At 43.1% G+C, this 22934-nt stretch carries 23 protein-coding genes; 22 read left to right on the top strand and 1 reads right to left on the bottom strand.

All coding sequences use genetic code 11. The annotated features are described in order from the left end of the window. Positions 1 to 77 precede the first annotated feature (77 nt). A complete protein-coding gene (gene hpaR / locus AC4IFO_RS03510; protein WP_490731875.1) occupies positions 78 to 533 on the bottom strand; it encodes a homoprotocatechuate degradation operon regulator HpaR in 456 nt (151 codons plus the stop codon). A 409-nt stretch (positions 534 to 942) separates the two neighbouring features. Between hpaR and AC4IFO_RS03505 the strand changes: the two genes are divergently transcribed. From AC4IFO_RS03505 to AC4IFO_RS03400, 22 genes are all read left to right on the top strand, one after another. Next, positions 943 to 1572: a fumarylacetoacetate hydrolase family protein gene (locus AC4IFO_RS03505; RefSeq protein ID WP_490731873.1), complete on the top strand. Its 630-nt coding sequence runs from the start codon at positions 943 to 945 to the stop codon at positions 1570 to 1572. Continuing rightward, the gene (locus tag AC4IFO_RS03500) at positions 1572 to 2339 is read left to right on the top strand and encodes a fumarylacetoacetate hydrolase family protein (protein WP_219245821.1); all 768 of its coding nucleotides are present in this window, start codon (positions 1572 to 1574) and stop codon (positions 2337 to 2339) included. Before AC4IFO_RS03505 ends, AC4IFO_RS03500 begins: the two co-directional genes overlap by 1 nt. Further along, positions 2339 to 3805, top strand: coding sequence for a 5-carboxymethyl-2-hydroxymuconate semialdehyde dehydrogenase (hpaE, locus tag AC4IFO_RS03495; protein ID WP_490731871.1), 1467 nt, complete (start codon positions 2339 to 2341; stop codon positions 3803 to 3805). Before AC4IFO_RS03500 ends, hpaE begins: the two co-directional genes overlap by 1 nt. A gap of 240 nt (positions 3806 to 4045) precedes the next feature. Then, entirely contained in the window at positions 4046 to 4927 is an 882-nt protein-coding gene (gene hpaD, locus AC4IFO_RS03490) for a 3,4-dihydroxyphenylacetate 2,3-dioxygenase (protein ID WP_206084683.1), read from the top strand. Between the two features lie 9 nt (positions 4928 to 4936). Beyond that, positions 4937 to 5320 carry a 5-carboxymethyl-2-hydroxymuconate Delta-isomerase gene (locus AC4IFO_RS03485; RefSeq protein WP_490731868.1) on the top strand — a complete coding sequence of 128 codons (384 nt, stop codon included), beginning with the start codon at positions 4937 to 4939 and terminating at the stop codon, positions 5318 to 5320. Between the two features lie 27 nt (positions 5321 to 5347). Then, entirely contained in the window at positions 5348 to 6574 is a 1227-nt protein-coding gene (locus tag AC4IFO_RS03480; protein WP_490731866.1) for a Bcr/CflA family multidrug efflux MFS transporter, read from the top strand. Then, positions 6571 to 8034, top strand: a complete 1464-nt coding sequence (locus tag AC4IFO_RS03475) for an NAD-dependent succinate-semialdehyde dehydrogenase (protein WP_273803240.1) — start codon at positions 6571 to 6573, stop codon at positions 8032 to 8034. The genes AC4IFO_RS03480 and AC4IFO_RS03475 overlap by 4 nt, the downstream gene beginning before the upstream one ends. A 174-nt stretch (positions 8035 to 8208) precedes the next feature. Beyond that, a complete protein-coding gene (gene hpaH / locus AC4IFO_RS03470) occupies positions 8209 to 9012 on the top strand; it encodes a 2-oxo-hept-4-ene-1,7-dioate hydratase (protein ID WP_219245815.1) in 804 nt (267 codons plus the stop codon). Between the two features lie 10 nt (positions 9013 to 9022). Next, on the top strand, positions 9023 to 9829 hold the full coding sequence (gene hpaI / locus AC4IFO_RS03465; RefSeq protein WP_490731864.1) for a 4-hydroxy-2-oxoheptanedioate aldolase: 807 nt from the start codon (positions 9023 to 9025) through the stop codon (positions 9827 to 9829). A gap of 160 nt (positions 9830 to 9989) precedes the next feature. After that, positions 9990 to 11357, top strand: a complete 1368-nt coding sequence (gene hpaX / locus AC4IFO_RS03460) for a 4-hydroxyphenylacetate permease (RefSeq protein WP_219245813.1) — start codon at positions 9990 to 9992, stop codon at positions 11355 to 11357. Positions 11358 to 11584: 227 nt separating this feature from the next. Next, positions 11585 to 12466 carry a 4-hydroxyphenylacetate catabolism regulatory protein HpaA gene (gene hpaA, locus AC4IFO_RS03455; protein WP_490731861.1) on the top strand — a complete coding sequence of 294 codons (882 nt, stop codon included), beginning with the start codon at positions 11585 to 11587 and terminating at the stop codon, positions 12464 to 12466. A gap of 478 nt (positions 12467 to 12944) precedes the next feature. After that, positions 12945 to 14507 carry a 4-hydroxyphenylacetate 3-monooxygenase, oxygenase component gene (gene hpaB, locus AC4IFO_RS03450; protein ID WP_490731859.1) on the top strand — a complete coding sequence of 521 codons (1563 nt, stop codon included), beginning with the start codon at positions 12945 to 12947 and terminating at the stop codon, positions 14505 to 14507. A gap of 19 nt (positions 14508 to 14526) precedes the next feature. Beyond that, entirely contained in the window at positions 14527 to 15045 is a 519-nt protein-coding gene (hpaC, locus tag AC4IFO_RS03445; RefSeq protein ID WP_273839164.1) for a 4-hydroxyphenylacetate 3-monooxygenase, reductase component, read from the top strand. Between the two features lie 235 nt (positions 15046 to 15280). Beyond that, on the top strand, positions 15281 to 16138 hold the full coding sequence (locus tag AC4IFO_RS03440; RefSeq protein ID WP_490731857.1) for a winged helix-turn-helix domain-containing protein: 858 nt from the start codon (positions 15281 to 15283) through the stop codon (positions 16136 to 16138). Beyond that, the gene (locus AC4IFO_RS03435) at positions 16128 to 16610 is read left to right on the top strand and encodes a FidL-like protein (protein WP_490731855.1); all 483 of its coding nucleotides are present in this window, start codon (positions 16128 to 16130) and stop codon (positions 16608 to 16610) included. Before AC4IFO_RS03440 ends, AC4IFO_RS03435 begins: the two co-directional genes overlap by 11 nt. A gap of 464 nt (positions 16611 to 17074) precedes the next feature. Further along, positions 17075 to 17626 carry a fimbrial protein gene (locus AC4IFO_RS03430; protein ID WP_490731853.1) on the top strand — a complete coding sequence of 184 codons (552 nt, stop codon included), beginning with the start codon at positions 17075 to 17077 and terminating at the stop codon, positions 17624 to 17626. A gap of 44 nt (positions 17627 to 17670) precedes the next feature. Next, positions 17671 to 18240, top strand: coding sequence for a fimbrial protein (locus AC4IFO_RS03425; protein WP_490731851.1), 570 nt, complete (start codon positions 17671 to 17673; stop codon positions 18238 to 18240). Between the two features lie 34 nt (positions 18241 to 18274). After that, positions 18275 to 20764 (top strand): fimbria/pilus outer membrane usher protein, encoded by a 2490-nt coding sequence (locus tag AC4IFO_RS03420; protein ID WP_490731849.1) that lies wholly within the window; start codon positions 18275 to 18277, stop codon positions 20762 to 20764. 13 nt (positions 20765 to 20777) lie between these two features. Continuing rightward, positions 20778 to 21506, top strand: a complete 729-nt coding sequence (locus tag AC4IFO_RS03415; RefSeq protein ID WP_219197808.1) for a fimbrial biogenesis chaperone — start codon at positions 20778 to 20780, stop codon at positions 21504 to 21506. Between the two features lie 28 nt (positions 21507 to 21534). Continuing rightward, positions 21535 to 21885, top strand: coding sequence for a hypothetical protein (locus AC4IFO_RS03410; protein WP_490731846.1), 351 nt, complete (start codon positions 21535 to 21537; stop codon positions 21883 to 21885). Then, a complete protein-coding gene (locus tag AC4IFO_RS03405; RefSeq protein ID WP_219197806.1) occupies positions 21878 to 22405 on the top strand; it encodes a fimbrial protein in 528 nt (175 codons plus the stop codon). The genes AC4IFO_RS03410 and AC4IFO_RS03405 overlap by 8 nt, the downstream gene beginning before the upstream one ends. Positions 22406 to 22416: 11 nt before the next feature. Then, positions 22417 to 22926 carry a fimbrial protein gene (locus AC4IFO_RS03400; RefSeq protein ID WP_490731844.1) on the top strand — a complete coding sequence of 170 codons (510 nt, stop codon included), beginning with the start codon at positions 22417 to 22419 and terminating at the stop codon, positions 22924 to 22926. Positions 22927 to 22934: the final 8 nt, after the last annotated feature.

Raw genomic sequence — 22934 nt, 5'->3', positions numbered from 1 at the left:
TTGGGGAGCATACATCAGTATGTGACCCAAATAGCCGAAAGAAGCCAACACAGCTAGAGTGCGAAATATGACGAAAATTAGGCGCTCTTTCTCTTATCAGCAACAATATTGCTATAATCCGGGCTCTCTAACGCAATCAGCTCATCCAACAACGCCGTCAATTGCTGCATTTTCTCTGGCGAGAATGCCAGCTCAATTTTTTGATAGCCAGCTTCGACTTCTTGACGTGCTTTGTCGTACAGCTCTTGCCCTGCTGGCGTTAGCGAAACGTAGAGTTTGCGTTGGTCATTCAGTGGCTTTAAGCGGAAAATTAAACCTTCGCGCTCCATACGGGTTAAGATCCCCGTCAGGCTTGGACGGAGAATACAGGTTTGAACCGATAACTCATGAAAATCAATTGAACGGTTATCAGCTAAAACGCGAATGATACGCCATTGCTGTTCAGTCAAATTATACGACTTTAAAATTGGTCGGAAAAAACCCATTGCGGTTTCTCTCGCCTGCAATAATGCAATTGTCAATGATTCATGCATAAGCTTAAAACTCACCACTTAATTAATGTTATGTAATCCCAATTTAGGTGCTTTGAGATTGTGCTTTTAGGCTCTCTACAAAGAAAAGCCCCCTAGTTTCAACACACCTCACTCACCTCTGTTCAAGAGTAGCATGCTCAAATAACAATCTCAAAGAAAAACCCCAAAATATTAATGAGTAAATAATTTTTTAATCATTTATGAAGTTAAATATTTGTAATTAAAAAAAATTTGAAAAAATAATAAAATAATTAATAACAACAACTTACATGTTGACCATTAGATTTTGTTAATGCGATCACAATTAAAATTAACATTTACGTAAAGTTATTGCTAATTTCGAAATTATACTTTATTAATATGTTAATAATTACTCGAAAGTTGAATTCTCTTCATTAAGGAGTTGTCAATGAAAGGCACAGTATTTGCCGTTGCCCTCAATCATCAAAGCCAACTTAGCCATTGGCTCGAGGCATTCCAGCAAGCCCCTTATAAAACCCCACCAAAGACCCCTGTGTGGTTTATTAAGCCGCGCAATACGCGCATCAATTCTGGCGAACAAATTCTGCACCCTGCGGGTGAAGAAGTGCAAAGTGGTGCAACCCTCGCACTGGTAATTGGCCAAGATGCACGGAAAGTGAGCAAAGCGGATGCCATGAAATTTATCGCTGGGTTTGCGCTTGCAAATGAAGTGAGCCTACCAGAAGACACTTTCTACCGCCCTGCTATCAAAGCAAAATGCCGTGATACCTTCTGCCCAATCGGCGAGCTGGTGAAAACGTCCCTGAATGCCCCTGTTGATATCATTACTCAGGTAAATGGCAAAGAAGTTGATCGCTGGTCAACAAAAGATTTGATCCGCGACGCCAGTGATCTAGTGGCGGCCCTCAGTGATTTCGCCACCTTAAAACAAGGGGATGTGATCTTGATGGGAACCCCACAACAACGCGTGACTATCAAGCCCGGTGATGAGGTCGTGGTTCAAGCAGAAGGCTTCCCTAGCCTGAAAAATACCGTAGTCGCGGCAGGAGGAAAATAATGAAGCACGCAAAAATCCTTTTTAAAGGGACGGAATATGCCGTCACTGTCGGCGATAACGAAGCCATTACATTACCCAACGGAGACGTTGTCGCCGGTGATTCCGCAGATGTAACTTGGTTACCCCCTGCACAAGGTACCCTGTTCGCCCTTGGTTTGAACTACGCCGACCACGCCGCAGAATTAGAATTTAAGCCACCTGAAGAGCCGTTAATTTTCTTAAAAGCAGAAAGCAGCTTAACAGGGCACCGCCAAGTATCTGTTCGCCCAGATAATGTTGAATACATGCATTATGAGTCTGAGCTGGTGGTAGTGATTGGCAAAACCGCACACAAAGTATCGAAAGAAGACGCGATGGACTATGTTGCGGGTTACACCGTGTGTAATGACTACGCTATCCGCGACTATTTAGAAAATTACTATCGCCCGAACTTACGGGTAAAAAGCCGCGATACCTTAACGCCGATTGGCCCGTGGTTAGTGGATAAAGACGATGTGAAAGACCCGCATAACCTTGCGCTGTATACCTATGTGAATGGGGAGTTACGCCAAAAAGGCACCACGGCAGATTTAATTTTCGATATTCCATTTTTAATTGCTTACCTCAGTGACTTTATGACACTGCAACCGGGCGACATGATTGCGACAGGCACACCAAAAGGGCTGTCTGATGTCGTGCCAGGTGACGAAGTCATTGTTGAAGTTGAAGGTGTTGGCCGACTGGTTAATACCATTATCAGCGAAAAAGACTATGAGGAACGAGTGTAATGACTAAGATTAATCATTGGATCAACGGTAAAAACGTTGCCAGCAAAGAATATTTCCAAACCACGAACCCTGCTACTGGCGAAGTGCTCGCTGAAGTTGCTTCTGGTGGTCAAGACGAAATCAACCAAGCGGTTGCCGCCGCAAAAGAAGCGTTTCCAAAATGGGCTAACACGCCAATGAAAGAGCGCGCCCGCTTAATGCGCCGTTTGGGTGAACTGATCGACGAAAACGTCCCGCAAATCGCGGAAATGGAAACCCAAGATACCGGTTTGCCAATCCACCAAACTAAAAATGTGTTGATCCCACGCGCTTCACATAACTTTGAATTTTTTGCTGAAATTTGCCAGCAGATGAACGGTCGTACTTATCCGGTTGACGACAAAATGATGAACTACACCCTCGTTCAGCCAGTGGGTGTGTGTGGGTTAATCTCTCCGTGGAACGTGCCATTTATGACCGCGACATGGAAAACGGCACCGTGTTTAGCTCTTGGTAATACCGCGGTGTTAAAAATGTCTGAGTTATCGCCGTTATCTGCAAACCGCCTTGGTGAATTAGCCCTTGAAGCGGGGATCCCTGCGGGTGTTCTGAACGTGGTTCAAGGCTACGGCAGCACAGCAGGCGATGCATTAGTGAAGCACCATGATGTTCGCGCAGTGTCCTTTACAGGCGGCACGGCAACAGGCCGTATGATCATGCAAAACGCGGGTCTGAAAAAATACTCAATGGAACTAGGCGGTAAATCCCCTGTTCTGGTATTTGAAGATGCAGACATCGAACGCGCACTGGATGCAGCTTTATTCACCATTTTCTCTATCAATGGCGAGCGTTGCACCGCAGGTTCACGTATTTTCATTCAAGAAAGCATCTACCCAGAGTTTGTGAAACGCTTTGCTGAGCGCGCAAACCGCCTGATCGTCGGTGACCCGAACGATCCGAAAACCCAAGTGGGTGCATTGATCAGCGAACAGCACTGGAACAAAGTCTCTGGTTATATCCGCATCGGTATGGAAGAAGGCGCAACATTATTAGCCGGTGGCCCAGATAAACCAACGGACCTGCCAGCTCACCTTAAAGGCGGTAATTTCTTACGCCCAACCGTTCTGGCTGATGTCGATAACCGTATGCGTGTGGCACAAGAAGAGATCTTCGGCCCTGTAGCGTGTTTAATTCCGTTCAAATCGGAAGAAGACGGTTTACGCATGGCGAATGACATCGAATATGGCCTTGCTTCGTATATTTGGACGCAAGATGTCAGCAAAATTCTACGTTTATCGCGCAATATCGAAGCGGGTATGGTGTTTGTTAACACCCAAAACGTCCGCGACCTGCGCCAACCATTCGGCGGCGTAAAAGCCTCTGGTGTTGGCCGTGAAGGTGGCGAGTACAGCTTCGAAGTGTTCGCCGAAATGAAGAACGTGTGTATCTCCTACGGAGACCACAATATCCCACGTTGGGGTGTGTAATTTATTAAGTCATTTTTATTATCAAATAGATACCTATAAAAATTTGAACTGTAAATGATTCACAACAAATAATAGCTACAACAGATTATGGGTAAACTCGTTCCTTACCCTAAATAGTTTGAGTTGTAGCTAGGCGGCAAGCGAAATCATCCCTATGAGCATACATAAGTATGTGATTAGGGTGGTTTTGTGCAGCCAACACCGCTACAGCTCAAAATATAACGGGTAAGAGAGGATGAAATGGGTAAACTAGCTCTGGCTGCAAAAATAACACACGTCCCATCCATGTACCTATCTGAACTACCAGGTAAAAACCATGGATGCCGCCAAGCCGCTATCGATGGGCATAAAGAAATCAGCCGTCGCTGCCGTGAATTAGGCGTGGATACCATTATTGTTTTTGATACCCACTGGTTAGTGAACAGCGCGTATCACATCAACTGTGCCGATCATTTCAAAGGTATTTATACCAGTAATGAACTTCCACATTTCATTCGCGATATGGAATATGAATATGATGGTAACTCCGCATTAGGTCAGATGATTGGTGAAGAGGCTCGCAAGCTCGGTGTTCGTGCTCAAGCACATGAAATTCCAAGCTTAACTCTCGAATATGCCACCTTAGTTCCAATGCGCTATATGAATAGCGACCGCCACTTTAAAGTGATTTCAATCTCTGCATTTTGTACGTCACATAGCTTTGAAGACAGCCGCAAGTTAGGCGAAGCCGTCCTCACCGCCATTGAAAAATACGATGGTACGGTGGCGGTATTAGCCAGTGGTTCGTTATCACACCGCTTTATCGATGACCAAAAAGCGGAAGATGGCATGAATAGCTACACCCGTGAATTTGATGAGCAAATGGACAAACGTGTCGTCAAATTATGGCGTGAAGGCCGTTTCCAAGAGTTCTGCAAAATGCTGCCTGAATATGCGGACTACTGCTACGGCGAAGGCCATATGCATGACACGGTTATGTTGCTTGGCATGTTAGGTTGGGACAAATATTCAGAGAACGTAGAAATCTTAACGGATTTATTCGCAAGCTCCGGTACTGGGCAACTCAACGCTGTGTTCCCGCTACCAAGCTATATCACTGATAAGCAAACGGAAACTGCGTAAGGAGTTGTTATGCCACATTTTTATGCAGAATGTACCGAAAATATTCGTGAAGAAGCTAAGCTTCCCGAGTTATTTACCAAAGTCAATGAAGCCCTTGCTGGGACTGGTATTTTTCCATTAGGCGGTATTCGTAGCCGTGCAATTTGGTTAGATACATGGCAAATGGCGGACGGTAAACATGATTATGCTTTTGTGCATATGACGCTAAAAATTGGTGCAGGTCGCTCCCTCGAAGATCGGCAAAAAACGGGGGAAATGCTTTTCGACCTGATCAAAGCGCATTTTGCAGATTTAACGGCAAAGCGCCTATTAGCCCTGTCATTTACCATGGAAGAGCTTGATCCTGTATTGAACTACAAACAAAACAACGTTCACGCCTTATTCAAAGCGTAATCGTTGAGCGCAAAAAGCGAGGGCACGATGGTCAAAAGTTTCGATAAACGCATCCCACACTGGTTGATCCCATTATTAGGATCATTGGTGGCATTTGGGCCATTGTCTATCGATATGTACCTTCCTGCCCTGCCCCAGATGGGCATTGCTCTTCATGCAACACAAGGGCAAATGCAGTATACCCTTGGGGCATTTTTTGCGGGTTTCTGTGTGGGCATGCTGTTTTACGGCCCGCTCAGTGACCTACTGGGTCGGCGAAAAATGTTGTTGAGTGGGCTGGCTATTTTTACGGTGGCAAGCCTGTTATGTGCCCAAGCGACGGATGCCAATACCTTGATTATCTTCAGGGCATTACAAGCGTTTGGTAGCGGTGCTGCCATCGTGATGGCAAGGGCAATCGCGCGGGATGTTTACCCTGCGAATGAATTACCGAAAGTGCTGTCATTGATGACGTTAGTCACCATGATTGCGCCGTTGTTAGCGCCCTTACTGGGCGGCTTCTTATTAATTCATTTTCAGTGGCAGGCAATTTTTTATCTGTTGGCGTTAGTTGGTTTGATTTCGGTGAGCGCTATTTTCCTGCTGTTGCCCGAAACCTTAGTCCACCAGCGTACATCAGAGAATTTACTTTGTGTGGCATTTAAAAACTACACACAAGTGCTCACAGACCGAGAAGCACTGAGCATTATCGGCACCATGGCATTCTCTTTTGCCGGGATGTTTGCCTTTATCAGTGGTTCACCGTTTGTGTACATCAACTATTTTGGGGTATCTGAACAGCATTATGGCTTGTTGTTCGGCTGCAATATTTTGGGGATGATTGTGATGTTATTGCTGAACGTCAAACTGCTAAAAATTTACAGTTTAACGCGCATACTCACTATGCAAAGCGGCTTTCAATTAGCATTTGGTCTGCTTTTGCTACTTTTTTACCAACAAAGCCTCCCCATAATTGTTATTCTTGTGGTGCTGTTCCTATCGATGGTCAACGCTATCGGCACCAACAGTTTGTCACTGTTACTGCAACATCGCGGCAAAATTGCCGGCAGTGCAAGCGCACTTGCGATTTCAATTCAATTTGCGTTGGCGGCACTGGCGAGTGTTGCGGTTTCTGTCTTACAGGATGAATCCCCTTTTGCTATGGCACTTGTGATGGCGATTTGTGCTGGGTTAAGTTTTGCTAGCCAACGTTTATCGGCTAAAAATATCCGCCCGCAAATCCAATCCGTGTCTTCGGAGAAAAACGAAAAATGAGCATAAACACCAACTCTACATTATTCCGCCAACAGGCTTATATCAACGGTCAATGGGTTGATGCCCAAGACAAAAGCGTGTTTGAGGTGACTAACCCTGCGGATAACACGGTGATTGCCAAAGTCAGCAATGTGGGCGCAGTAGAAACCCAACGCGCTATCGAAGCGGCCGAAAAAGCCTTACCTGCTTGGCGAGCAAAAACCGCCAAAGAGCGTAGCCAAATCTTAAATAAATGGTTCCGTTTAATGATGGATAACCAAAAAGAGTTAGCGCAACTGCTAAGCGCAGAACAAGGCAAATCGATGACAGAATCGATGGGTGAAATTGCTTACGGTGCTAGCTTTATTGAGTGGTTTGCTGAAGAAGGTAAGCGTGTTTACGGTGAAAGCATCCCGTCACCATTACCGGGTCGCCGCCTTGTGACCATCAAACAACCTGTGGGCGTTGTCGCGGCAATCACGCCATGGAACTTCCCGAATGCGATGATCACGCGCAAAGTGGGTCCAGCCCTTGCGGCAGGCTGTACGATGGTGCTGAAACCTGCGGCCGAAACGCCACTGTCTGCTCTTGCATTAGCGGTTCTTGGTGAAGAAGCAGGCATCCCTGCTGGGGTATTTAATATTGTTCCAGGCACTGACGCACCAGCTATTGGTGGCGTGATGACTTCAAGCCCAATCGTGCGCAAGCTGACATTCACTGGCTCAACCCGTATTGGTAAATTATTGATGGAACAGTGTGCCAACACCGTGAAAAAAATGTCATTAGAACTTGGCGGTAACGCCCCGTTTATCGTGTTTGATGACGCCGATTTAGATGCGGCAGTTCAAGGCGCTTTAGCCGCAAAATTCCGTAATAGCGGCCAAACTTGCGTATGTGCAAACCGCATTTTAGTTCAAGAGGGTGTCTATGATGAGTTTGCGGCTCGCTTAGCCAAAGCGGTTAATGCATTAAAAATTGGCCCTGCAACTCAAGCCGACTCCCAACAAGGCCCATTAATTAACCAAGCGGCTATCGACAAAGTTTCCGAGCACATTGCGGATGCTGTTTCTCATGGGGCAAAAGTGATTGCTGGCGGTAAAGCAGCAAGTTTAGGTGGCTTGTTCTTTGAACCTACGGTTATCACTGGCGTGACAAAATCCATGAAAGTCGCCAAAGAAGAAACCTTTGGCCCATTAGCACCTTTATTTAAATTCCGTGATGAAGAAGAGGCTATCGCCCTTGCCAATGACACTGAATTTGGCTTGGCATCTTATTTCTATTCACGGGATATCGGCCGTATCTACCGCGTTGCTGAAGCATTAGAAAGCGGCATGGTGGGTATCAACGAAGGCATTATTTCGAATGAAGTCGCCCCATTTGGTGGCATTAAGCAGTCTGGACTGGGGCGTGAAGGTTCACGCTACGGCATTGAAGATTATCTGGAAGTGAAATACCTCTGCTTTGGTGGTCTTTCTAACTAGTTAATTAGCAGACTATTTTTCAAAAAATCGCAGATAAAACCTAAGCTCGAAGTATAACTTGAACGGATAATTTTAAATCCAAATTGTTAGCTCTAAATAATTCGAGTGAGAACAAGGCAGCTAATGCAGTTCTCACTCGAAGTATGACGAGCTGAGGTACAAAAGGAAAATAAGATGTTACAGAAAGATATAATCTTGCAAATAGCGCAGCGTCTAAATCAAGCAGAGAAAAGCCGTGAGCAGATCCGCCAGATTTCTTTAGATCACCCTGAAATGACGATCGACGATGCTTATGCCGTTCAAAAAGAATGGGTTGGGTTAAAAATCGCTGAAGGGCGTGTGCTTAAAGGCCATAAAATTGGGCTGACATCAAAAGCGATGCAGGCGAGCTCGCAAATTGATGAGCCAGATTACGGTGCGCTACTTGATGATATGTTTTTTGATGACGGCTGTGACATCCCAACTGACCGCTTTATCGTACCGCGCATTGAAGTTGAACTCGCGTTCGTTTTAGCAAAACCACTGCGTGGGCCAAACTGCACTATTTTTGATGTTTATAACGCCACTGACTATGTGATCCCCGCGCTTGAGCTGATCGATGCCCGCTGCCATAACAATGATCCTGAAACTAATCGCCCACGTAAAGTGTTCGATACTATCTCTGATAACGCCGCAAACGCCGCGGTTATTTTAGGCGGACGCCCAATTAAACCACGCGATTTAGATATGCGCTGGATCAGCGCCCTGCTTTATCGCAATGGTGTCATTGAAGAGTCAGGTGTTGCAGCAGCAGTGCTGAATCACCCTGCCAATGGGGTTGCATGGTTAGCCAATAAATTGGCGCCACATAATGTTCAACTTGAACCCGGCCAGATCATTCTTGGGGGTTCATTTACCCGCCCTGTCCCTGCACGTAAAGGCGATGTATTCCACGTCGATTACGGCAATATGGGCTCTATAAGCTGCCGTTTTGTATAAGGAAATCACGATGGACATCTTAGAAAATAAATTTAAAAAAGCGTTAAAAAACGGCCAACCTCAAATTGGTTTATGGCTGGGTTTATGCAGCCCATACAGTGCCGAATTATTAGCAGGTGCAGGCTTTGACTGGTTGTTGATCGATGGCGAACACGCGCCGAATAATGTGCAAACCACATTATCGCAATTGCAAGCGATCGCCCCTTACCCATCACAACCCGTTGTTCGTCCACCGTGGAATGATCCGGTGATCATCAAACAACTGTTGGATATTGGTGCGCAAACCCTGTTGCTGCCAATGGTGCAAAACGCCGAACAAGCGAAGCAAGCAGTACGCGCAACACGCTACCCACCTGCTGGGATCCGCGGTGTTGGCAGCGCACTGGCGCGCGCTTCTCGCTGGAATCGCGTCCCTGATTACCTCACTCGTGCCAACAATGAAATGTGCGTGATCGTGCAGGTTGAAACCCGTGAAGCAATGAATAATCTACCTGAGATCTTAAAGGTTGAAGGGGTTGATGGTGTATTTATCGGCCCTGCGGATCTTAGTGCTGACATGGGTTTTTCAGGTAATCCTAACCATCCCGAAGTCAAAGCCGCAATCGAAAAAGCGATTGTACAAATTCGTGCCGCTGGCCTTGCCCCTGGCATCTTAATGGCAGCCCCAGAGGTCGCTGAACATTATCTGAAACTCGGCGCATTGTTTGTTGCTGTCGGGGTAGATACCACGCTGTTAGCGCGTACTGCCGAAGCCCTTGCCGCAAAATTTGGCAAAACGGTCTCGGAAGTGACATCCAGTACACCGAGTGTTTACTAACTAAGCCTGCTCATTTAGATAACTTTTTACCCTACAGACAAACGGTTTATCTAAACGAGTGAAATATTAAAATCGCAATAAAGGGCAGACACCACCATGACTGCCTCATCGTCCCTTGTACCTATAATAATTTTCAGAAGAAAGAATTGAGGGCCCTACAATGAGTAATCAACAACTTGCAAGCACTAACCCTGCTGATCAACATAAAAATTTAACCGAGCCTCAGCAGCGGGTAATTAATAAATTATTCAAACGGCTGATCGTCTTTTTATTCGTGCTGTTTGTCTTCTCTTTCTTAGATAGGATCAATATCGGCTTTGCAGGTCTCACCATGGGGAAAGACATCGGTCTAACCTCAACCATGTTCGGTTTAGCCGCCACCTTGTTCTATGCCACTTACGTTATTTTTGGTATCCCAAGCAATATTATGTTGGGGATTGTTGGTGCGCGTCGCTGGATAGCCACCATCATGGTACTTTGGGGGATTGCTTCAACGGCGACCATGTTTGCCACGGGACCGACAAGCTTGTATGTCCTGCGGATGTTAGTGGGTATCGCTGAAGCCGGCTTCCTTCCGGGGATTTTGGTTTACCTCACTTACTGGTTCCCTGCCTATTTCCGTGCCCGTGCTAATGCCCTATTTATGATTGCGATGCCTGTCACAATGGCGTTCGGTTCACTGGCTTCTGGCTATATTTTAGGAATGGATGGCATTTTAGACCTAAAAGGCTGGCAGTGGTTGTTCCTGCTTGAAGGCTTCCCATCCGTCATTCTTGGTGTTTTGGTCTGGTTCTATCTGGATGATTCACCGAAAAAAGCCAAATGGTTGACGCAAGAAGACAAAGACACACTGCAAGAAATGATGGACAAAGACCAACTGGAGCTCGTGCAGCCACAAGGGTCAAAAAGCCACAGTGCCCTGCAAAATACCAGTTTATGGAAAGAGATTTTCACCCCTGTTATCTTGATGTATACCGTCGCATATTTCTGTTTAACCAATACGTTAAGTGCGATCAATATTTGGACGCCACAGATCATGCAGAGCTTCAACCAAGGCAGTAGTAATGCCATGATTGGTCTGCTTACCGCGATACCGCAATTTTGTACGATTTTGGGGATGATCTACTGGAGCCGCCGTTCAGATAGGCTGCAAGAACGGAAGATGCATACTGCCTTACCGTATTTATTCGCCGCGGCAGGTTGGGTTCTCGCCGCAATGACGAGTCATCCAATCATTCAATTGATTGGTATTATCATGGCATCGACGGGTTCCTTCACCGCGATGGCGGTATTCTGGACAACCCCAGACCAATCAATCAGTTTACGTGCTCGTGCCATCGGTATTGCGGTTATCAATGCGACAGGTAATATAGGTTCAGCCGTCAGCCCATTACTCATTGGCTGGCTGAAAGACCAAACCGGTAGCTTCAACTCTGGCTTATATTTCGTCGCAGGTTTACTGGTCGTCGGTGCGTTGTTAGTCATGGTTATTCCAATGAAAAACTCACGCCCAAGAGCAACGCCTTAATATTTTAATGATTCGAATGTTTTGAATGTCTTAATAATTTATGCTGCATAATAATTATTAAAGGGTGTCAGTAATATATTTGTATCCAAACTGCTACAAGCCGAAACATGGGGATGCCCAAAATAGTTCGGCTTGTAGCTAGGCGGCAAACGACGATATCTCGGGGAGCATACATAAGTATGTGACCCGAGTAGCGGAGTGTAGCCAACAACGCTACAGGTCGAAATATGAAGGGCATGATTACAAATATAGATATTGGAAAGGACTACGACGAAACCCAAGGCACTGACGACGTCCACTACCAAACCTTCGGCAACATGGCTGCCTTTTTTGGTCGCGACATGCAGGCACATCGCCATGATGGTTTCTTCCAGTTGCACTATTTGGTCACTGGCCACATTACCTTGCAGCTTGATGAGTTACGCTATTCTGTCCAAGCACCGCTGTTTATTTTAACGCCACCGTCTGTTGCCCATGCATTTTTTACCCAAGAAGACACGGATGGTCATGTGCTGACTGTGCGTCAAGATCTCATCATGCCGCTGCTTGAATCCCTTTACCCTGCTCATCCTGACTTGGTGGATATTCCTGCTATTTGCTTATCTGTTGCTGACAAACCTGATGATATTGATGCTTTCAATCATTATTGGGCATTAATGGCACGTGAATCAGCGAACAGCTTCGTGGGGAAAGATCAGGTTTTATCCTCTTTAGCCCAAGCGCTATTTACCTTTCTGTTAAGGTCTATCCCCTTAGATGAACACCCGACGAGTGGCGTTAGGGGCGAACATCGCTTGTTCCAGCGATTTAACCAGTTGATTGACTTGCATTATCATGAGCACCTCGCTGTGCCTGACTATGCAAAAAAACTGGGTATCACAGAATCTCGCCTCAAAGATATGTGCCGACGATTTGCAAATCGCCCGCCTAAACGGCTTATTTTTGACCGTATTTTACGTGAGGCGAAGCGGTTACTTATTTTCTCAGACAGCCCTGTTTCTGAAATTGCCTACCAGCTTGGGTTTAAAGACCCTGCTTATTTTGCTCGTTTTTTTAACCGATTAGTCGGTTCCTCTCCAAGCACTTGGCGTGAACAAAATATCCATTAACCGACTCAACTTTTTCCTTCCTCCGAAAAATTTTTATTGCCGCTGAATCGCTCAGCGGCAATGTCATTTAATTTTACATATTAAAAACATTTTTATCTCTTATTCATTTTGTTTTAATTTTCTTAATTTCGCATAACAAGAACGACAAAAAGTGAAATGATAGATCAAATTTCAACCGCATATGTTTAATTATCATTCTTTTTATTAATATATAAATAAACATTAACATCATGTTATTTAAGTAATTTCAATTAAAAATAATAATTACATTAATATTAAAACATCGGTAAGATCACATTTCTTTTATAAACATTCAATTCCAACGAAAAGTACCAGCAAACCTTTCGAAAGTCTCTTTAAAATCAACACAGAAAACGATTCAATTAAGAAACACAAAACAAACATAAAATTAACATATTTCGCTTGCACCTTTGTCCCCTATCAATGCAAGCCCTCATTGTGAGATAACGAGGTAGACATGAAACCAGAAGATTTTCGTTCAGACGCTAAACGCCCTTTTAATAGCCAAGAATACTTAAAAAGCCTACAAGATGGCCGTGAAATCTACATTTATGGCGAACGCGTAAAAGATGTCACCACTCACCCTGCTTTTCGTAATTCAGCGGCTTCCATAGGACAGTTATATGATGCGCTCCATGATAAAACGACTCATAACCAGCTTTGCTGGAACACCGACACAGGTAACGGTGGATACACGCACAAATTCTTCCGTTTCGCGAAAAGTGCAGATGAACTGCGCCAACAACGTGATGCCATCGCAGATTGGTCACGCCAAAGCTACGGATGGATGGGACGCACTCCAGACTATAAGGCGGCATTCGCCAGCTGTTTAGGTGCCAACCCTGAATATTATGGCCAGTTCGCAGATAACGCGCGCAATTGGTACAAACGCATTCAAGAAAGCGGCTTGTATTTTAACCATGCGATTGTTAACCCACCAATTGATCGCCATAAGCCTGCTGATGAAGTGAAAGACGTTTATATCAAACTCGAAAAAGAAACTGATGCAGGTATTATCGTCAGTGGCGCAAAAGTAGTTGCGACCAACTCAGCGCTAACACACTATAACTTTATCGGTTTTGGTTCTGCACAAGTGATGGGCGATAACCCTGACTTTGCCCTGATGTTTGTTGCACCAATGGATGCCGACGGTGTGAAATTAATTTCTCGCGCATCTTATGAATTAGTGGCAGGCGCAACTGGCGCACCATTTGATTACCCACTTTCCAGCCGTTTCGATGAAAATGATGCCATCTTGGTGATGGATCATGTGTTAATTCCATGGGAAAACGTCCTGATTTACCGTGACTTCGACCGCGCACGTAACTGGGCAGTACAAGGTGGATTTGCACGTTTATTCCCATTACAAGCTTGTGTCCGCTTAGCGGTTAAATTAGACTTCATTACCGGATTGTTACAAAAAAGTTTAGAATGTACAGGTGTTATTGATTTCCGTGGTGTACAGGCTGATCTGGGTGAAGTGGTTGCGTGGCGTAATCTGTTCTGGTCATTGACTGATGCAATGACTTCAGAAGCAAAAGCATGGGAAGGCGGCGCATTCCTACCAGATACTCAAGCTATCCAGACTTACCGTGTAATGGCACCAATGGCCTACACCAAAATTAAAAATATCATTGAAAGTAACGTAACGAGTGGGCTGATTTACTTACCATCCAGCGTTCGTGATATGAACAACCCAGAAATTGATAAGTACTTAGCAAAATATGTACGCGGTTCAAACGGAATGGATCACGTCGAACGGATTAAGATCCTCAAACTCATGTGGGATGCAATTGGAAGTGAGTTTGGTGGTCGCCATGAACTGTATGAAATTAACTATGCAGGTAGCCAAGATGAAATTCGTCTGCAATGTCTGCGTCATGCACAAGGTTCTGGCAACATGAAAGCCATGACAGATATGGTTGATCGCTGCTTATCAGATTACGATCAACACGGATGGAAACGTCCACACCTGTATAACAACAATGATATTAATCAGTTAGATTCGCTGCTGAAGTAATCAGTAGCAGGAGGTCAATATGTCTTTAGAAAATGAACATCGCCTGCGTTTCAGAGATGCGATGGCAAGTCTCGGTGCAGCAGTGAACATAGTCACCACGGATGGCACTGAAGGTCGCTGTGGAATTACAGCAACCGCAGTCTGTTCAGTTACAGACACGCCACCGACTTTGATGGTATGTGTCAACCGCAACAGTGCAATGAATGCGGTGTTTCAAAAGAATGGCCGCCTGTGTGTGAACGTGCTTAGCCATGACCAAGAAGAGTTAGCATGCCATTTTGCGGGGATGAAAGGTTCCACAATGGAAGAGCGTTTTAGCTGGAACGTGTGGGACAACGGTATTTTACAGCAACCTTTACTGAAAAATGCCCTTGCCAACCTCGAAGGTGAAATCACCCAAGTACAAGACATTGGTACGCACTCTGTTTACATGGTTGAAATGAAACAAATTATTGTGAACGATACCGGTCATGGGTTAGTTTACTTTAAACGTAAATTCCACCCAGTTGTGCATCAAATTCTTGAGCCTACAGCTTAACAGAGAATCTAATTCATCAGGCCCCCTAACCGGGGCTTTTTTATTTAACTAAACATAATAATTGCAATTAACCCAATTAAACTCAATTTATTTCCTCTAGCTATTTGTTCTGCACTTTCCACTTTAAATAATATAATGATTTACTCTAATTCAGTTTAATTGACATATCCCGAATTACGGGTATAAACTGACACCATACAGTTGTATTCCACCATAAATAAAAACCCATCCTAAAATGAAATATTTAATTAATCAGCATGTTACCTATGACAGTTATCAGGGGCTGTTGTATACGAGTGACGTTGACGATGCAATTAAGCTGACAACAACGTTAAATCGTTTACTTTTAGTATTAGCACAAAATAACGGGGAAGTTTTAGATAGAGAAACTTTATTGCGCCGAGTTTGGGAAGAACATAACCAAGTTGTTTCTGATAATAATTTAAATAGCAGCGTCTCTGTTTTACGCCGCCATTTAGCTTCTTTTTTCGATGAGGAAGTTATTTCAACTATTCCCAAGGTAGGAATAAAGTTTTCTGCTGATTTAACATTTATCACCCCCGAAGAACAACCTGAAGAGCAATCCGAAGAACAATTAGAAGAACAATTAGAAGAAACAATTTTAGAAACTACGCCATCACTTTCTACTTCTTTTGAGTCACCTTTAGAAAGCGCTGAAAAAGATGAAATAAAAACTGAAGTCGCTGCCAAAAAGCCCTATATTTTAAATAATCGCTACCTCGAAATAACATTGGTTGTCGTTATTATCTTTTGTTTGCTTTATCTGTTTAAAAGCTACTTTTTTGCTAGCCGTACAGAGTACCCAGAGGTTGGGCAAATTGATCAATGCTCAATTCGTTATATAAATAGTTACCATAAAGCAGATACTCGGACTATGAGCTTCGCAGTATTAAAAGAAAGGCTTGAAAACTTAGGCATTAACTGTAAAAAACCTGCCACTGTTTTTTACTACAATGTGGGAATTATCACTAAAAATAAAAATTTCAACGATGACTATCTCTTTTTATCTTACTGCCCTAAAACGGCAAAAGATGGCGCCACGATAAGCTGTGAGAATTTTTATGTCAAATAACAAACCTATACGCCTTGTTTTTTTACTTCTCACTGCCATCGCTTTAGTTTTTATTAGTTTATATTCTTACATTAAAATTAATACCCATGTTGTGCCTGACTGCCGCGCAACCTTGAAAATTGACATTTCAGACGATCGTTCTAGTTTAAGTGGCTATTATTTATTGAGTGTCATTCCAAATGCAGAGAATAATAATCAGCATTCTTTTATCATGACGGGTGAAATTAATTTTAATCATAAAAAATACATTATCTCTCGTAAGCTGCTTATTGAGTATAAACAACAAGGCAGCCATTTTTTTTCTCGTGTAAAAAATATCTACATTGACCCTAATGACCAAGCTGGCGATGATATTTATATCCGAGGCCTCCCACAGCTTAACCAAATTTACTTCACTAGAGTAAAGCGTTTAAACGATAAAAATTATATTTTTGAAGAAAACTACTCGCCAATGTTTATTTGTACGATTTAATCACCACAAGTAATCATCAAATAAAATCATAAAAATGCATCAAATATTCTAAATTTGATGCATTTTTTTTTGCATTTAAAAAAAGGCACATTAAAACACCTTAAAGACACAAAAATTAATTATTTACCTCAATATTAATAAAGCATAAAAATATTAAAGAACATTAAAAAACATTAAAGAGCAGAGTTAATGTTCATATTGACTTAAAATATAAGAATTTTATTTCAATATACACCTACTAGGGGTAATCTTTACTCCGTCGAATAGACTACGTTTCAAATATCATTTCCTGATATGACCTGATATGAAAGTACGAATGGAAACAAGTTTATAAAAGGCCCAATTTTCTTTTATATACAAATAGTTATATCCCAATGATGGGTAAGTAAATGAATTCCTATAATGCCCCTTAATTTAGGGACCTCATTATAGAAGTTGTTAATTTTTCTCTTAAGGATTTTAGTATGAAATTAAATAAATTATCTGTTGCTGTTTTATTTGCTGCGTCAACACTGTCTAGCGCTGTATTAGCAAGTGGTAACTCGGGTGAATTACATTTCAGCGGTCAAGTGGTTAATGCACCATGTAATATCGAATCTGAAAGTACTAAACAAGAAGTCCCTTTTGGTCAACTTTCTCGTGCCTCTTTAGAAGCAGGTAATGCCGCTGAAAAAGATATCGCGATTAAAATCAAAGACTGTAATTTCGATGAGTTCAGCAAAGATACTGAAGGTAAATGGGTCGCAGTTAAAGACATCAAAATTACTTTCGGTGGTAAAAACTATGTTGGTACTGACAAAGAGTTCTTAGGAACAACAGGTTCTGCAAAAAATATTGGTGTTCAAATTAAAGACTTTAAATTTGATGAAGCAAAATCTGTCATGAACCAAATTCGTAATAAACAAGGCGAAAACGTTTTAGAATTTACCGCATTAGCAAAACGCGTTGATGGTGCAACAGCCGTTACTGAAGGTGAATTTAGCTCGATTGCTGATTTTAAAATCACATACGAGTAATATTTTTAAAGGGAGGGTTATTCCTCCCTATAAAAAGGTTCATTATGAAAAAATATATTTATTTATGGACGACATTATTACTGAGTCCTCTAAATTCCTATGCAACAAATTCTAACGTGGGGCATGTACAAGACGGACTTCGAGGTGAGGCAGTCATGCAAGGTTATATTGTTGCAGCGCCTTGCTCTATTGAAACAGACAGCCAATATCAATATATCAACTATGATTACGTTTCTAATTTTAGTATTAATAAAATAGAAGACAGAAAAATAGCACGCAAACCCTTTTATATAAAATTAAATAACTGTATCAGCGAGTATGATAATAATAACCACAAAGGCATTAAAATTCGCTTCTTTGCACCTCAAGACATATATAGCAATGCCATAAAACTTTCAGGCCCTAAACCCGGTGTTGTTTTATATATTTACGATAGCAATGACAAATTATTAATGCCAAACAAACTCTATTCCATATCCGATAACTATATTTATTTCGATCATAAAAGCAAAGAAAGTTATTTGAAATATGAAACAGAACTAGGCACAAGTAATAATGAAATTACACCTGGGGATTACTTTACCACTATTAAATTCAACGTTACTTACGATTAATAAACACACTCATAATTAATTTGATGAAAAAAACATGGTTAAACTTAATATTTATTCCTACATTATTGTGACGTCTTTTTTATCGTCTATTTCGTCAATCGCTTATGCGGTCGAATTTAATACGGATATGTTAGATACCGAAGATACACAGAATATTGATTTTAGCCAGTTTTCTCAGGCCGGATTTATTATGCCTGGCACTTACCATTTAACCGTCAAAGTAAATAATGAAAGTGTGGGCAGTGCGCAAGATATTACAGTGATTGCACCGCAATCCCAAGAAAGTCACTTATTCAGCACGGTTTGTATTCCTTTCAATATTCTGGATCGTTTAGGACTAACATCAGACGCCATCAAATTAGTCCAATACCGTGATGATGGAAAATGCTTGGATTTATCCGCGCTCGAAGGTGCATCCTTAAATGTGGACTTATCCACCTTAACGCTTTCCATTTTAATTCCACAAAGCTATTTAGAATACACCGACCCAAGTTGGGTACCCCCTTCCCGTTGGGAAGAAGGGGTTAATGGCTTTTTATTGGATTACAACCTAACGGGCTCTTTAACGCGCAGAAATTCAGGCTCACGTGAGTCGTATCTTTCAGCCAACGGAACCACGGGGCTGAATATCGGTGCATGGCGCTTCCGGGGCGATTACCAAGCTAACTACCGCAAATCCACTGGGAGCTTTGAAAACCAATACAGCGATGTCGCCTTTAGTCGAGTATTTGCGTATCGCTCAATTAAATCCATCGCGTCAATTTTAACGTTGGGTGAAAACTATTTTTACTCCGCTATTTTTGACTCTTGGCAGTACACCGGTATTTCCCTTGAAACCGATGAAAATATGATGCCCCCAAAATTAACGGGGTATGCTCCTGAAATTATTGGTATTGCTCAAACCAATGCGACGGTGATAGTCAAAAGTCATAATCGTGTTGTGTTAGAAACTACCGTGCCTGCGGGGCCGTTTCGTATCCAAACACTCGATAGCTCCATTCGTGGGACGCTAGATGTCACGGTGCGTGAAGAAAACGGTGAAGAGCAACAGTTTAGTATTACCACGGCTGCGTTACCTTATTTAACGCGACCGGGACAAATCCGCTATAAATTTGCAGCAGGGAAACCGCGTTTTAACGGTCGAGAGCTTGAAGGGGATTTAACTGCGTCAGGCGAGTTATCCTATGGGTTAAATAACCTGTGGTCTATTTATGGCGGTTCGGTTTTATCGAAAAACTACCAAGCCTTTTCAGCAGGTTTTGGCCGTGACTTATTTACCTTCGGTAGTCTGTCCTTTGATGCCACCCAGTCACATGCGCAGTTAATCGATAAAACATTAACTGGGCGAAGCTACCGCCTCAGTTATTCCAAATCGTTTGACGAAGCCAGAACCGACATTACGTTCGCAGGGTATCGTTTCTCGGATGAAACCTACCGCTCCTTGCAGCAAACGTTGGATGAGCGCCGCACAGGCAATGAAGCCCAAGCACAAAAAGAAAGCTACCAAGTGAATATCAACAAATATTTTGATGATTTCTCGTTGGGGGGCAACTACCAATACAACACTTATTGGAATAGCGAAACCGAAGAACAGTACAGCTTATACCTGAGCACCCTGTTGAATTGGGCGGCTGTAGGGCTGAAAAATATTAACCTCACCGCATCGGCAACTCGTTCAAAAAGAGCCGGCTACCAAGATGATGCGGTCAGCTTATATTTTACTATTCCATTATCCCAAGGCAGTAGTTTTAGCTTTTCGGAAGGTTACACACGGGATCAAAATGGCAACCATAGCTCAACTCACAATGTGGGATACAGCGGGTATAGCGATCAGCGCAGCTATAACTTGAATGTGGGCTACCAAACAGGGAGCAACCAAGATGACCAAACCAGCTTCAGCGGCTATTTAAGCCAAAACCTGCCGTATGCCTCGATTTCAGGGAATGCCAGCTATGTGCCAAATGAATACCACAGTGTGGGTGGCTCAATTAATGGCGGGTTCACTTTAATTAAAGAAGGCATTGCCATGCACCAAGCGGCCTATGGGGGCACGCGCCTCGTCGTCGAAACGCCGGGGGCATCGAATGTGCCACTCAGTGGTGGCGTGTATCAAACAAACCACTTTGGCCTTGCCGTATTACCTAATGTGAGCAGTTACCGAAAAACCAGCGCATCGATTAATACCAGTAAGTTACCAAAGGATGTGGAAGCGTTAGAGACCGTCACGGATGCCACATTAACTCGCGGAGCCATTGGCTATCGCAGCCTGAATGTTATTCAAGGTGAAAAAACCTTTGCGCGCTTAAAACTCGCCGATAACAGCTACCCACCGTTTGGTGCCAGCGTGCGTAATAGCAGCAATATTGAGCTCGGCATTGTCGGCGAGCAAGGTATTACATGGATTGTCGGCATTCGAGCCAAAGAATTATTAAATATCTATTGGGGAAATAAACTTCAGTGCAGTGCACACGTTCCTGACGTCATTAACCCTCAGGAAGTTTACCCCACAATCATTTGCCGTTAAGAAGAGAACTAAGATGAAATTGAATCGCCCTTTTTTACAGTTGACTACAGCATTTACGCTCGCAGTAAGCGTCTTGAGTACAGCTCAAGCTGCCGTCACGCTTGATCGTACTCGTATTATTTTTGATGGTAATCAGTCCTCTATCAACATTACCATCCGCAATGACAACCCAGAATTACCTTATTTGGCACAGTCATGGTTAGAAAATGCGTCAGAGCAAAAACTCGAAACGGGCCCGATTATTGCCACACCGCCTATTCAACGTATGGAGCCAAAATCCACCAGCTTAGTGCGTTTAAGTACCGCACCTGATGTGGCGAAATTACCCCAAGACAGAGAGTCCCTGTTTTATTACAACCTGCGTGAAATTCCACCGAAATCATCTGAAGCTGGTGTGTTGCAAATTGCATTACAAAGTCGCGTCAAACTGTTTTATCGCCCAGAAAGTATTGTGGCACAAAGTAAAACAGATTGGCCAAAACACATCACTCTCACACCTTCGGCAACGGGCTACACATTAAATAACCCCACACCGTTTTATATCACGGTGATTGGTATCGGAAACAGCCAAAAGCAATCGGAAGAGAGTGATTTTGAAGCCACTATGGTGCCGCCAAAATCGAACCAAGTCATTAAATCAGCTAAATTTTCAACCCCTTACCTGACCTATATTAATGATTATGGTGGGAAGCCAACACTGGCATTCAAGTGCCAAGCATCACAGTGCAGTGTCACGGAATAATATGTCAAAAATAAAAAGGAGCAGAACAATGAGATTAGGTTACTTAGCGCTATGGCTCTTTGCAATTCCCTCGTTTGCAAAATCCACTGCGCCTGTCACTACGGGTACCGTCTATGTCAATGCGCGTATTGTCACTGCTCCTTGTCTACCTGTTATTTCATTGAAATTGAATGAAAATACGTTGCTTGCACAAACTTATCAATTGGAAATAAATTTTTCCCATTGTCGCCAAGCGACACAACAGCACGCTTGGGCGCCTTTAACCTTAAAGCTAGGCACGCAAAAGTATGCGCTCTCACAACCCCTGCGCAATAACACCTTTATGTTATCGCTTCCGGCCAATAAGGCAGCTCAACGTTTGGAAATAAATTATGACTAGATACGCAATCTTTTTATTTAGCCTTTTATTCCTAACAGCGAATAATAGTTCTGCCAACAGCCTCACGGTGTATTTTGAAGGGGTATTAGTGCCTTTGGGTTGTCGCCTCAGCGATGATGACGCACAGAAGAAAATTTACCTTTCTGGGCTACGTTTTTCATCCCTAGAAACCTTGGGGCGCTCTGAAATACAGCCTTTTAAACTTGATATCGTGGACTGTTCAACGATGGCGTTAAATAAAACCATCAAAATCACCTTAAATACCCAAAATACCGAAGTACACAATGGCATTAATTACCTAAAAACAACGGGTGAGTCCAATGTGTTATTGGCGCTGACCGACAGCAATGGCAAAGAGCTCGACCTGAATACAAAAATAGATGTCAGTAAGGTCACTGAATCAGGAAAGGGGTCAATTAACACCCTGTCATTTGGCGTGTATGCACAAAAACCCTTTAATGCACGTTTAAAAACCGGTGGGTTTGCCTCGACCGTGACGTTCAACCTTGATTATCAATAAGGAGAATGAAAATGAAACTGACACGTTTTGTATTTCCTTTCGTGGGGCTATTAATTTCCTTTGGTACGCAAGCCGATATATTACTGTCGCTGTCTGCCAAGTTGGTGCGTCCACCGTGCGTGTTAACCGCCGAAAATGGCGAAAAAGAGTTATTTATTAACTTTCGAGAAGTCGCATTAGATAGATTATCCGAAGAAAAACAATCATTTGGAATTTTAATTAAGCAATGTGAGCTACGTAAAAATTTGCAAGTTTATCTTTCACCAAAAGAAGGCAATACCCTGATCGTCAATAATGAAACGGTACTGGCGACCTCAATTAATGGGTTGGGTATTCGTTTCTCAGAAGAAAATAAAAGCACGGCGCTGAACTTGAACAAATGGGAAAGGATCGCCCCCACTATTAGTGGAGATACAGGGAAAATCGTTATTCAGTCGCAACTTGTGACTAACCAAGCCTTAGAAAACCTGAATGCAGGGCCATTTAGCGCGGCCTTATCTGTGATGGTTGATTACCTGTAATAGTGGGA

This window comes from Providencia sp. UF-224 (assembly GCF_058245955.1).
Note: the sequence above shows the minus strand (reverse complement) of the source record. Positions and strands in the feature narration are given on the sequence as shown.

Coding starts and splice junctions, on each gene's coding strand:
- hpaR (WP_490731875.1), bottom strand. CDS start 533: ATGCATGAATCATTGACAATTGCATTATTGCAGGCGAGAGAAACCGCA.
- AC4IFO_RS03435 (WP_490731855.1), top strand. CDS start 16,128: ATGTCAAATAACAAACCTATACGCCTTGTTTTTTTACTTCTCACTGCC.
- AC4IFO_RS03425 (WP_490731851.1), top strand. CDS start 17,671: ATGAAAAAATATATTTATTTATGGACGACATTATTACTGAGTCCTCTA.
- AC4IFO_RS03405 (WP_219197806.1), top strand. CDS start 21,878: ATGACTAGATACGCAATCTTTTTATTTAGCCTTTTATTCCTAACAGCG.
- AC4IFO_RS03415 (WP_219197808.1), top strand. CDS start 20,778: ATGAAATTGAATCGCCCTTTTTTACAGTTGACTACAGCATTTACGCTC.
- hpaX (WP_219245813.1), top strand. CDS start 9,990: ATGAGTAATCAACAACTTGCAAGCACTAACCCTGCTGATCAACATAAA.
- hpaC (WP_273839164.1), top strand. CDS start 14,527: ATGTCTTTAGAAAATGAACATCGCCTGCGTTTCAGAGATGCGATGGCA.
- AC4IFO_RS03480 (WP_490731866.1), top strand. CDS start 5,348: ATGGTCAAAAGTTTCGATAAACGCATCCCACACTGGTTGATCCCATTA.
- AC4IFO_RS03410 (WP_490731846.1), top strand. CDS start 21,535: ATGAGATTAGGTTACTTAGCGCTATGGCTCTTTGCAATTCCCTCGTTT.
- AC4IFO_RS03440 (WP_490731857.1), top strand. CDS start 15,281: ATGAAATATTTAATTAATCAGCATGTTACCTATGACAGTTATCAGGGG.
- hpaD (WP_206084683.1), top strand. CDS start 4,046: ATGGGTAAACTAGCTCTGGCTGCAAAAATAACACACGTCCCATCCATG.
- AC4IFO_RS03505 (WP_490731873.1), top strand. CDS start 943: ATGAAAGGCACAGTATTTGCCGTTGCCCTCAATCATCAAAGCCAACTT.
- AC4IFO_RS03400 (WP_490731844.1), top strand. CDS start 22,417: ATGAAACTGACACGTTTTGTATTTCCTTTCGTGGGGCTATTAATTTCC.
- AC4IFO_RS03485 (WP_490731868.1), top strand. CDS start 4,937: ATGCCACATTTTTATGCAGAATGTACCGAAAATATTCGTGAAGAAGCT.
- hpaI (WP_490731864.1), top strand. CDS start 9,023: ATGGACATCTTAGAAAATAAATTTAAAAAAGCGTTAAAAAACGGCCAA.
- AC4IFO_RS03475 (WP_273803240.1), top strand. CDS start 6,571: ATGAGCATAAACACCAACTCTACATTATTCCGCCAACAGGCTTATATC.
- hpaE (WP_490731871.1), top strand. CDS start 2,339: ATGACTAAGATTAATCATTGGATCAACGGTAAAAACGTTGCCAGCAAA.
- hpaA (WP_490731861.1), top strand. CDS start 11,585: ATGAAGGGCATGATTACAAATATAGATATTGGAAAGGACTACGACGAA.
- AC4IFO_RS03500 (WP_219245821.1), top strand. CDS start 1,572: ATGAAGCACGCAAAAATCCTTTTTAAAGGGACGGAATATGCCGTCACT.
- hpaH (WP_219245815.1), top strand. CDS start 8,209: ATGTTACAGAAAGATATAATCTTGCAAATAGCGCAGCGTCTAAATCAA.
- AC4IFO_RS03430 (WP_490731853.1), top strand. CDS start 17,075: ATGAAATTAAATAAATTATCTGTTGCTGTTTTATTTGCTGCGTCAACA.
- hpaB (WP_490731859.1), top strand. CDS start 12,945: ATGAAACCAGAAGATTTTCGTTCAGACGCTAAACGCCCTTTTAATAGC.
- AC4IFO_RS03420 (WP_490731849.1), top strand. CDS start 18,275: ATGGTTAAACTTAATATTTATTCCTACATTATTGTGACGTCTTTTTTA.